Annotated in this window: 11 protein-coding genes and 1 riboswitch; of the genes, 4 read left to right on the top strand and 7 right to left on the bottom strand. The window is 61.6% G+C overall.

Features of this window, described 5'->3' with window-relative positions; all coding sequences use genetic code 11:
• Positions 1-137: 137 nt before the first annotated feature.
• From EN955_RS32045 to EN955_RS32030, 4 genes are all read right to left on the bottom strand, one after another.
• Positions 138-1,157, bottom strand: a complete 1,020-nt coding sequence (locus tag EN955_RS32045; protein WP_024501581.1) for an ABC transporter substrate-binding protein — start codon at positions 1,155-1,157, stop codon at positions 138-140.
• Positions 1,154-1,918, bottom strand: a complete 765-nt coding sequence (locus EN955_RS32040) for an ABC transporter ATP-binding protein (RefSeq protein WP_024501582.1) — start codon at positions 1,916-1,918, stop codon at positions 1,154-1,156. Before EN955_RS32040 ends, EN955_RS32045 begins: the two co-directional genes overlap by 4 nt.
• Positions 1,915-2,667 carry an ABC transporter permease gene (locus tag EN955_RS32035; RefSeq protein WP_081714197.1) on the bottom strand — a complete coding sequence of 251 codons (753 nt, stop codon included), beginning with the start codon at positions 2,665-2,667 and terminating at the stop codon, positions 1,915-1,917. The genes EN955_RS32040 and EN955_RS32035 overlap by 4 nt, the downstream gene beginning before the upstream one ends.
• Positions 2,668-2,771: 104 nt before the next feature.
• Entirely contained in the window at positions 2,772-3,380 is a 609-nt protein-coding gene (locus EN955_RS32030) for a YkoF family thiamine/hydroxymethylpyrimidine-binding protein (protein WP_024501584.1), read from the bottom strand.
• Positions 3,371-3,484, bottom strand: a riboswitch (TPP riboswitch). (Overlaps the previous gene by 10 nt.)
• A 180-nt stretch (positions 3,485-3,664) precedes the next feature.
• On the opposite strand from EN955_RS32030, the gene EN955_RS32025 reads away from it, so the two are divergent.
• Together EN955_RS32025 and EN955_RS32020 are read left to right on the top strand one after the other, a co-directional pair.
• A complete protein-coding gene (locus EN955_RS32025; RefSeq protein WP_024501585.1) occupies positions 3,665-3,997 on the top strand; it encodes a hypothetical protein in 333 nt (110 codons plus the stop codon).
• 282 nt (positions 3,998-4,279) lie between these two features.
• Positions 4,280-5,383 carry a GSU2403 family nucleotidyltransferase fold protein gene (locus EN955_RS32020; protein WP_024501586.1) on the top strand — a complete coding sequence of 368 codons (1,104 nt, stop codon included), beginning with the start codon at positions 4,280-4,282 and terminating at the stop codon, positions 5,381-5,383.
• Between the two features lie 77 nt (positions 5,384-5,460).
• On the opposite strand, the gene msrA is transcribed toward EN955_RS32020, so the two are convergent.
• Positions 5,461-5,979, bottom strand: coding sequence for a peptide-methionine (S)-S-oxide reductase MsrA (msrA, locus tag EN955_RS32015; RefSeq protein ID WP_024501587.1), 519 nt, complete (start codon positions 5,977-5,979; stop codon positions 5,461-5,463).
• Between the two features lie 82 nt (positions 5,980-6,061).
• Positions 6,062-7,630 carry a glycosyltransferase family 39 protein gene (locus EN955_RS32010; protein WP_032898599.1) on the bottom strand — a complete coding sequence of 523 codons (1,569 nt, stop codon included), beginning with the start codon at positions 7,628-7,630 and terminating at the stop codon, positions 6,062-6,064.
• 279 nt (positions 7,631-7,909) lie between these two features.
• Between EN955_RS32010 and EN955_RS32005 the strand changes: the two genes are divergently transcribed.
• Positions 7,910-8,617 (top strand): hypothetical protein, encoded by a 708-nt coding sequence (locus EN955_RS32005; protein ID WP_024501589.1) that lies wholly within the window; start codon positions 7,910-7,912, stop codon positions 8,615-8,617.
• 86 nt (positions 8,618-8,703) lie between these two features.
• Here EN955_RS32005 and EN955_RS32000 read toward each other — a convergent pair whose 3' ends face one another.
• Positions 8,704-9,018 carry a hypothetical protein gene (locus EN955_RS32000; protein ID WP_024501590.1) on the bottom strand — a complete coding sequence of 105 codons (315 nt, stop codon included), beginning with the start codon at positions 9,016-9,018 and terminating at the stop codon, positions 8,704-8,706.
• A gap of 151 nt (positions 9,019-9,169) precedes the next feature.
• Here EN955_RS32000 and EN955_RS35185 point away from each other — a divergent pair.
• A partial coding sequence (locus EN955_RS35185) for a hypothetical protein (protein WP_206523771.1) occupies positions 9,170-9,383 on the top strand: 214 nt, incomplete at its 3' end.

The following is a 9,383-nucleotide window of genomic DNA, read 5'->3' as shown; positions in this document are numbered from 1 at the left end:
AACCATTGCCGGGCAGTTAATCAACAAGATCAGATCGGTCTTAAACTGGCTGTCGAGCCAGGGCGCCACTTCCAGACGACCTGCTCCACGCGGTCGCCCAGAAAGACTGGCGACCCATGTCATTTGGTTTTGCCAGACTAGCTCAGATAGTCGTTGCGGAAATAGCTCCCGAAATCCGGGCGTCGAGCAACCAGCTTGCCGTCGGGATCGCGCAAGATGCCGGAGGCGAAAAGATAGTCGCCGATCGCTTCCATCTTAGCCGGATCCATCGTCCCGATGGCGCCGCTTTGGCTGCGTAGATAATGGTCGTCGGCCAATGCCTTCAGCGAGGCGTGGATCAGCGCCGGATTGGTCAACGCATCCTTGTTTGCAGCGATCAGCAGGGTTGCCGCATCGTCGGGGTGGTCGACAGCGAACTGGTAGCCGCGCCGCGTCGCCTGAACGAAGTCGGCCGCAGGCTTGGGATTGGCCTGGAGATAGGCTTCGCTCGAAGAGATCAGTGTCGTGTGCTCGTCAGGCACGCCATAATCGGCATAGACGAAGCTGCGCTGCTTGACGCCCTTGAGCTCGGCTTCGACACCCTCCCACGTCGAGACTTCAAGCGTGAAATCGACCGACCCATTGGCCAGCGCCTCATAGGCTGAGGTGCCGAGCGTCACCGTCTCGAAATTGCCCTTGCCGCCGTCGTGGCGGATGATGGTCGATATCAGCGCGTTTTCCCAGGCACTGCCGAAGCCGCCATAGATCAAGCCGTCGAGGCTTCTCGGGCTTACGATCTCGTTGCGTGCCGCATTGAAGACCACGCGGCCGGTTTCGGACTGCACCACCGCATAGACGCCCTTCAGGTCCGCTCCGGCGGTTCTCTGGGTGAACAGGCTGATGGTGCCGTTGATGCCGAAATCGGCGACGCGATTTGCAACCAGCGTGCCCGCACCGGTATCGCTGTAAGGCAGGATGTCGACCTCGAGCCCGGCCTCGCGATAGAAGCCCTTGTCGCGGGCGACGAACAGTCCGATGTGGTTGGTGTTGACCGTCCAGTCGAGGGCAACGGTGACCTTTTGTGCCGATTGTGCTTGGGCTCGCCCCGATCCGGCAACGAGCGGAAGGCCTGTGGCAAGCGTGAGCAGCAAGGCCTGCCGGCGCGTCAAGTCAGTCATGGTCGTGTCCTTTTGGATGGGTTGGGGTTGAGGATGATGTCGAGGATTTCGGCCTCGAGCGCGCTTGCCTGCCGTGCGGCTTGGCCGCCAAGGCTGCGCGGGCGCGGCAGCGGCACCTTGATTTCACGCACGATGCGGGCCGGGCGCGCCGACAGCACATAGACGCGGTCGGACAGGAACACGGCTTCGCGCACGTCATGGGTGATCAGCAGCGCCGTCCAGCGGTGATGCCGCCACATCTGTTCGAGCCAGCGCTGCATGGCGGTGCGGGTCAGTGCATCGAGCGCGCCGAACGGCTCGTCGAGCAGCAGCATGTCGCGCTGCTGCACCACGGTGCGCAGCAGGGCCGCGCGCTGGCGCATGCCGCCCGAGAGCTGCCCGGGGAAATGTCGCTCGAAGCCGGCAAGCCCGAACTCGGCAAACAGCGGCGCGACGCGCGCCCGCGCCGCCTTGCGCCTGATGCCTTGCACTTCGAGTCCAAGCGTCGCGTTGTCGAGGATGCGCCGCCAAGGCATCAGCGCATCACGCTGCGGCATGAAGGCAAAGCGCTTGCCGTGGTCATCGAGCGGCTCGCCGTCGAAGAACATCTCGCCCTCGCCATGCTCGGCGCCGGTCAGAAGCTGGAACAGCGTCGATTTTCCGGCGCCCGAAGGTCCAAGGATCGAGACGAATTCACCGGCGCCGACGCTGAGCGAAATATCGGCCAGCACGTCGAGCCCGCCGAACGCCTTGCGCACATGCCGCAGCTCGAGCCGGTTCATCGCCGCGGCCCCTTCCCTGCGATTGCCTTGTCGGCTCGCTCCCAGGGCATGGCCAGGCGCTGCAGCAGCACAGTCAACCCGAACAGGACAAGTGTCAGCGCGGCGCTGACACCGACGGCGGCCAGCACCAAATCGGGGCGGAAATTGTTCTTGGCGTTGAGCATGTATATGCCCAGCCCCTTCGCGGCACCGGCATATTCGGCGAAGATGGCGCCGACCACGGCATAAGTGATGGAGATCCTGAGGCCAGCAAAGAAGTAAGGCAGTGCTGAAGGCAGCCGCGCCAGCACGAAGATGCGCCGGCGCCCTGCTCCCATGGCGCGCAGCATTTGGCCGATCTCGGCCTCGGTCGACTCATAGCCCTCGACCAGTGCGACCAGCATCGGAAAGAAGGTGACCAGCGCCACCAGCATGATCTTGGGCGCCAGTCCGAAGCCGAACCACAGCACCACCAGCGGCGCGATCGCCACCAGCGGCAAGGTCTGGCTGACGATGAAGACGGGAACCAACGCGCGGCGCAGCGGCTGGAAGAAGTCGACCAGCATCGACAGCGCAAAAGCGGCGCTGAGCGAACAGGCAAAGCCGAGTAGCGTGGCGCGGATGGTCGGAACGGCGTTGTTGGCCAACGCCTCGCGATTGAGCATCGCTTGCTCGAGGACGCGCGACGGCGCCGGCAATATCGTCGGCTTGATGCCGGAATAGGTGGCATAAAGCTCCCACGCCAGCAGGAGCAACCCGACCGAGACCATGGCCGGCACTGCCTTGGCAAGAAGGCTCGCGATCCGGCGCGAAGCGACTGACGATGAGACCACGGGAGATAACCTTTGACGGCCGCGCGGAAGCGGCGGCAGCTTCAGACAGCCGACGGGCTGTTGGCCGAGACCGTGACGTCGAGAGTTACGTGGCCGGCGCCTGGTCCGAAGCGACAGAAGGCCTCGTCCAGCGCCGAAAAGATCGCACCGGCATCACCGCGCAATTTCGTGCAGAAATGCTTGGAACGCTCATAGACGCCGGACTGCTTGAGAAAGTCGATGCAGCCGTAAATCTCGTCCATGTGGTCGTCGGTGCCCATCACATAGAGCGAGAACTGCGCGGCCGCCGGCTGGCCGGTGACAGCAGCATTGCGCACCGCCGCGATGGCCGCATCCCTGCGCGGGCCGAGTGGCCCGACCGGCCCACCAAGTGCATCGGAGCGGCAGATCGGATCGTCCGGCTCGCCAGGGCAGCCGCGCGAGATGGTGGCGGACAACACGCAATGTTTGCCGCTGCGTGCCGCCGCCACGAAGAGGTCGCGCATGGCAGGAAACAGCACTTCGGGCGGCCCGACCAGCAAGGTCGAGATGTCGTCGGTCTCGATCCTGAGCTTGTCGCGCCAGGGATCGAGCGCGCCAAGCCCGCCAAGGATGACACCGACGAAATCGTCGGTCATGGGATATAGGGAAATCTGTGCGCCTGAAAACACCGCCCGCCTCGCTCCGCTGGTATTACCCAGATCAGCTTCTAGGGTCTGTGGGCTTGCCGCCCCCGTCTCAGCCCCGACCGTACGGAGCACCCCTGTGGATGTGCGCCTTAAAGCATCATTCGGGTTGAAGGGAAAGCCGTTTTTCAGCACACTGCGCCAAAAGGATTGCGCCAGTCGTGGTGCGCCTGAGCGGAATTTTGTCGGGAACCTTCACTGCCGCGACCGGTTGTCCCCATAGTCGCGATGCGATCACCTTCGTAAGAATGAGCGACGAGTTCACAGAAATGGAGACAATGAAAATCCTCGCAGCTTCGGCTCTCACCATTGGCCTGGCGACATCAGCCATGGCGCAAAGTGCTGACGATAACGGTGCAAACGGAGGCGGCAGCGGCAAATCGGTGACGGTTGAGCCGAACACGCCGGCTTCACCCAATACGGTCGAGCCGGACACTGTGGACCCGGGCATAACCAACAGCACGACCGGCATGCCCGATGGCATGAATTCCAACGCGGATGAAAACTGCCCGGCCGGTCCGCAGGGCGCACAGCCAGATGCCAACGGCACCTCGCCGGGCACGGCTTCGCCGACAGTCAACGACAACCATTGCGGCAAGTAAGTTGTCGCCAATTGGAGCGAAAACCCGCGGAGCGAATGCTCCGCGGGTTTTCGGCGCATCGTTAATCGCCGGACAGCGTCTGACGGCCGGTATGCGCATGCCGCAGGAAATCGACGCAGGCGCGCACCGCTGGCGGTGTATGGCGCTGCTTCTGATAACAGGTCGGGCGATTATAAGGTTTTCGCAATTTTCTTATAACCACTTGAAACCAGGAGCAGAAGCGCGCAGTTATAAGAGAACTGCAAATTTCTTATAACGCAAAGACCCTGGTCGGACGCCGCCATGAAATCGATCGATATTGCTTATCGCACTCTGTTCGCTGAACTCGTGCAACGAAGCCTGGATGCCTCGTTCCAAACTGACTTCTCGACGGCAGGCAATTTCGTACGGGTTCCGGTAAAAGGCCGCGACTACTGGTATTTCGAGGAGACCAGACCGAAGACGACAAGACGATATGTCGGTCCGGCCGACGATCCCGAGATCGCAAAACGCGTCGCCGCCTTCAGGGAAATCAAGAGCGATCTGAAAAGCCGTCGTAAGCTCGTATCGACGCTTGTTCGCGAGGCCGGGTTGATGGAGCCGGAAAAATTTACCGGCGATATCGTCGAAGCTCTTGGCAAGGCCGGGTTTTTCCGCTTGCGGGGCGTACTTGTCGGCACGGTCGCATTCCAGACCTACGCCGGATATCTGGGCGTAAGGCTGCCGGGGGTAGCGCTACAGACAGGCGATGCCGACTTTGCCCAATTTCACTCGGTCTCCGTCGAAGTGGGCGACAGTCTGCCACCGATCATGAATGTGCTGCGCGATATCGATCCGTCGTTTCGCGAAATTCCGCACCGAACGGATGCCAATCGCACGACCCAGTTCGAAAACGCTTCCCGCTACAAGGTCGAATTCCTGACCCCAAATCGGGGTAGCGACGACTACGCCGACCACGCGAGCGCGATGCCGTCGCTGGGCGGCGCATCGGCACAACCCTTGCGGTTCCTGGATTTTCTGATCCGCGAACCCGTAAGAACCGTCTTGTTGCATCGATCCGGAGTCCCGGTACTGGTCCCCTCACCCGAGCGATATGCCGTCCACAAACTGATTGTCGCCTCTCTTCGCCAAGCGAATGCAAACGGCGCGGCAAAACGGGAAAAAGATGTTCTTCAGGCAAGCTTGCTGGTCGAGGCGATGGCAACTGCCCGCCGGCAAGATGATCTCGCCGTGGTGTTCTCCGAAGCTTGGAATCGCGGTGCCAGCTGGCGCGATGCAATCCAACGAGGTCTTCGTTTACTCGATCCCGATCGGCAAGACACGGTCGAGACAATCGTTCGAAGGGCACTTTCGGATATTGGTGAAGAGCTCGATGGCTTCACCGACGCGACAAGGCGCGCTGACTGAAGGTGTTTGGGATGCGATGATGCCGCTCGACGACTCCATCGAGCGGCAATGCATGGCAGGACCGGAAGCTGTGAGCCCTACGAAACAGCCTTCTCACGAACCGGCAGCTTCCAGCCTGGCCTGACGAAGTGGCAGGTGTATCCGTTGGGATATTTCTCCAGATAGTCCTGATGCTCGGGCTCGGCTTCCCAGAAGGGGCCAACGGGTGCGACTTCGGTGACGACCTTGCCCGGCCACAGGCCCGAGGCATCGACATCGGCGATCGTGTCCTCGGCGATGCGCTTCTGTTCGTCGCTGGTGTAATAGATCGCCGAGCGATAACTCGTCCCGACATCGTTGCCCTGGCGGTTGCGGGTCGTCGGATCGTGGATCTGGAAAAAGCGTTCCAGCAGCGTGCGATAGCTTATGATGGCCGGATCGAAATTGATCTCGATGGCTTCGGCATGGGTGCCGTGGTTGCGGTAGGTGGCGTTGGGCACGTCGCCGCCGCTGTAGCCGACACGGGTGGAGATGACGCCGGGATAGCGCCGTATCAAATCCTGCATACCCCAGAAGCAGCCACCGGCAAGGACTGCGCGTTCGGTCGAAGTCGCCATATCACGTCTCCTCAAAGGCAAGTTTGTCTGGACATAGATGGGCATTGTCACCTGCTTCGTCCAGCGGACCGGCGGATCTGCTTCAGTTGCTCGGTCGGGCGAGGCCGTCGATAGCACCCGGCAACTGCCGCGCGCCAGGCGGAATGGCGGCGAAGCTGATCGCCACCGGCGGTGCCTTGAGCGACCAGTCGAAAAGAACGATTTTGACCGGGATGTCGCCCACCCACGCCTGCAGATAAGATGGCACATCGCGCCCGGGCCAGACCAGCAATATGCCATGCTCGCGCAGCCGCTCCTTGGTGATCCAGGGGGCGTACTGCATGTTCAGTTCGGTGAAGATCGACGGCTTGTCATAGGCATTGAGGCCCGCCAGCGGCGCAATAAGGGCATGGCCGCCGACGATGTCGAGCCGATCGGGCGTCGCAGCGTGCCAGACAGCCTCTGCCTCATCCGAGATCTTTTGCGCCGGCCAGCAGACGGCGTCCATGCGCCCACGCAGATTGCATTTCGTCCAGCGGATGCCCGCATAGGCACCGGATATGCCGACAATGGAGATGAGCGCGCAGATCGCCAGCTTTCGCATCTCGATGGCGCCGAGGCGATGGCCCAGCAAGGCGAGCGCCACAACGCCAGCAAGATTGTACATCGGCGCGCCCCAGGCCTCGCCGGCGCCGGTGAACAGGGACGCCACCATGACGAGGATCGCCGGGCCAACCCCCATCCACAAGAGATAGACCAGCGTGCCGCGCCCGACGGGCTTTTGCGGCGCGGGCGAGCGCCGCAGCAGCCCTGATATCGCCAGCACCAGAAGAAAGCCGCAGAGCCCGGCCATCTGGACGCCGATATAATAAAAGCGGGAGCGATGGGCCACCACCCACTGATCGCGCCAGGCGGCATAGGTCAGCGGCAGGAAATCGACGCGGCAGAGTTCGGCGGCCAGTGGAGCGGCGACAGCGCCGAAAACCGCGAGCCCAAGCCATGGCCAGGGCGTGGCGAGCCGACTGCGTGCGCGTGTGTCCGACAGCAGCCAGATCGCCCCGAAAAGCAATAATAAGCCGGTGGAAAGCTTGGCATAGAGCCCGACGCCCGACACCAGCCCGAGCGCCAGCCACCAGCCCGGCCCACCACCACGGCCCGCACGCCACAACAGCCAGCAGATAGCGGCCCAGAAGGGCATCTGCGCGTAGTCATGATTGAACTGTGGGGTCGGCCAGCCGAAGAAATAGAGCGACGGCATCAGAAGCACGGCGGCCAGCGCGCGGGTTCGCCCGAGCATGTCGCGGGCCAGCAGATAGACTAGCACGAAAGTGGCCGAGATCGTTAGCTGAGCCACGAGATATTGCGGCCAGCGGAACGATCCGGTCAGAAGATGGCTGATCTCGAGCAGCCAGCCGGGAAGCTGTGGATGCTTGTAGGTCAACAGCACCCATTCGCGGCCCCACATGAAGCCTTCGACGACATCGTTGGGCGGTGACACGTCGACAAGCGCGGGCGCCACGGTCCAGCACAGGATCTGTGTCAGGCATAAAAGCGCCAGGCCGGCTTCTGGATAGCGCGTCAGCCCTGGCCAGATCGACGACTGCCGCCAGTCGCCTGGAACAGAACTGCCGACAGGCAGCCAACCGTTGATGGGTCCGTCGATTCGCGTCATGCGGTGGATAAATCACGCCGGACGGTTTTTCGAACAGCCCAGAACTCGAAGCTTACGAAAATGTATACTTGGGCGACCACGGCAAAACCAAGATTGAGGCAGAGTTTCGCGCCACCATGCCGCCTCTCCCGTCATCACATGCCAGCAAGACAACAATGGAACACGCCATCCCGCGGCACCCTGAACATGCCGGGGCATGGCGCATTGGGCGTGATCGCGGCAGGCGTCGCCCAAGCCTGACCGGCTCCCGTCCTCAGAAAAGCATCCAGGATTTGAAAAATGCGCCACCACCATGCCGTCATTCACTACCGTGCGCTCGATTTCTGGATGGCCCGTGCGGCCGTTCTCGTCATCATCTGCCTGCAGCTTCTGGTCATCAACAATCTCTCATTCGGGCCGCGCTGGCTGGCGCCCGCGCTGGAAGCCGCCCTGCTGCTGCCCTTGTCGGTGGCCACCGCCTGGACACAGGCCGCCACCCGGAAGGCGGTCGAGGACCACGAGTGGCATGCGATCGGCCAGTTTCGGGTCATGATCCGCAGAACAGCCCTGACCATGACCGCCATCATCAGCATCATGAATTGCGGTTCGCTGGTCCTGCTGGTGCATGCCTTGCTGGAGGGCCATGCCGGCAACAGCGGCACGACCCTGCTGATCGACGCACTCAACATCTGGGTTACCAACGTCATCGTCTTTGCCTTGTGGTTCTGGAGCACCGATCGCGGCGGGCCGCCGACCTGCGGTCTGGTCAAGCTTGCGCAGGCCGATTTCCTGTTCGCGCAGATGACGTTGAACGACCGTGAACTCCAAGATTGGCTGCCCGGCTTCGTCGATTATTTCTTCCTCGCCTTCACCAATGCGACCGCGTTTTCGCCCACCGACACCTTGCCACTTTCCCAGCGCGCCAAGCTGCTGATGATGGCCGAGGCCATGATCTCGCTGCTGACCATCGCGCTGGTCGCGGCACGCGCGGTCAACATCCTCGCTTGATCGGCCCGACACGCAAAAATAGCCCGCCCGGCGCACCGGAACGGGCTATTTTGGGTTGTCTTCGATGGTTAGATGCAGCGCCGAACTTAGTGGCGCTTGCCCAGACTGTAGCTTTTGCCGCCCAGCAGGTTGACGCCGAGCCCGCTCAGAACGCCACCGACGATATTGGTCTTGTTGCCGTTCAGAATGCCTGAAAGGACATTGCCGCTCAGGATGTTGTTGCCGCTGAGCACGTCGTTCAGCGCGGTGATCTTGCCAAGGTCGATGGACGGCGAAACATTGATCAGGCTGCCCGAATTGCCTCCCCAGCCGCCCGAACCTCCGCACCCACAACCCGCCTCGGCGGCTCCAACGGACGATGCAACTGCAACAGCGGCGAAAATAACAGTGAACTTGTTCATGAAAGCTATTCCCGTTTGATGATGGAGATGGCTTCCGTCTTCTGTGGTCTACCTCTTGCTTAACAATATATGAGCGCTTCATCCCCTCAAGTCTTTATGTATTTTCGGTGCTTCAATCAAAAATTAACAATAATCATTATGCATAACCGACATGATTAACTTGCTTGTGACAACGGGCGATGACGAGACCGGTCAGCTCGAATGCCGCTCAGCAATGGCCGATCGGAAATACAAAAAAGCCCGCCCCGGCGTGAGCCGAAGCGGGCAGCGGTCGGTCCTGGAAATGAAAGCCACGCTGCGCCAGGTCGCCCGCCTCGGTAATTCCGTCAGGCAGTGGCCAACAGACGACGCGGTGCCAACAGCTA

The sequence above is a fragment of the Mesorhizobium sp. M7A.F.Ca.CA.001.04.2.1 genome, from assembly GCF_003998485.1.
GTDB lineage: Bacteria > Pseudomonadota > Alphaproteobacteria > Rhizobiales > Rhizobiaceae > Mesorhizobium > Mesorhizobium ciceri.
The sequence above is the reverse complement of the archived record's forward strand: the minus strand, read 5'-3'. Positions and strand labels throughout refer to the sequence as shown.

What these genes read in the sequence shown, in the direction of transcription:
- msrA (WP_024501587.1), bottom strand. Translation starts at nt 5,979, where the DNA reads ATGGCGACTTCGACCGAACGCGCAGTCCTTGCCGGTGGCTGCTTCTGG.
- EN955_RS32025 (WP_024501585.1), top strand. Translation starts at nt 3,665, where the DNA reads ATGGAGACAATGAAAATCCTCGCAGCTTCGGCTCTCACCATTGGCCTG.
- EN955_RS32040 (WP_024501582.1), bottom strand. Translation starts at nt 1,918, where the DNA reads ATGAACCGGCTCGAGCTGCGGCATGTGCGCAAGGCGTTCGGCGGGCTC.
- EN955_RS32020 (WP_024501586.1), top strand. Translation starts at nt 4,280, where the DNA reads ATGAAATCGATCGATATTGCTTATCGCACTCTGTTCGCTGAACTCGTG.
- EN955_RS32000 (WP_024501590.1), bottom strand. Translation starts at nt 9,018, where the DNA reads ATGAACAAGTTCACTGTTATTTTCGCCGCTGTTGCAGTTGCATCGTCC.
- EN955_RS32045 (WP_024501581.1), bottom strand. Translation starts at nt 1,157, where the DNA reads ATGACTGACTTGACGCGCCGGCAGGCCTTGCTGCTCACGCTTGCCACA.
- EN955_RS32005 (WP_024501589.1), top strand. Translation starts at nt 7,910, where the DNA reads ATGCGCCACCACCATGCCGTCATTCACTACCGTGCGCTCGATTTCTGG.
- EN955_RS32010 (WP_032898599.1), bottom strand. Translation starts at nt 7,630, where the DNA reads ATGACGCGAATCGACGGACCCATCAACGGTTGGCTGCCTGTCGGCAGT.
- EN955_RS32035 (WP_081714197.1), bottom strand. Translation starts at nt 2,667, where the DNA reads ATGGTCTCGGTCGGGTTGCTCCTGCTGGCGTGGGAGCTTTATGCCACC.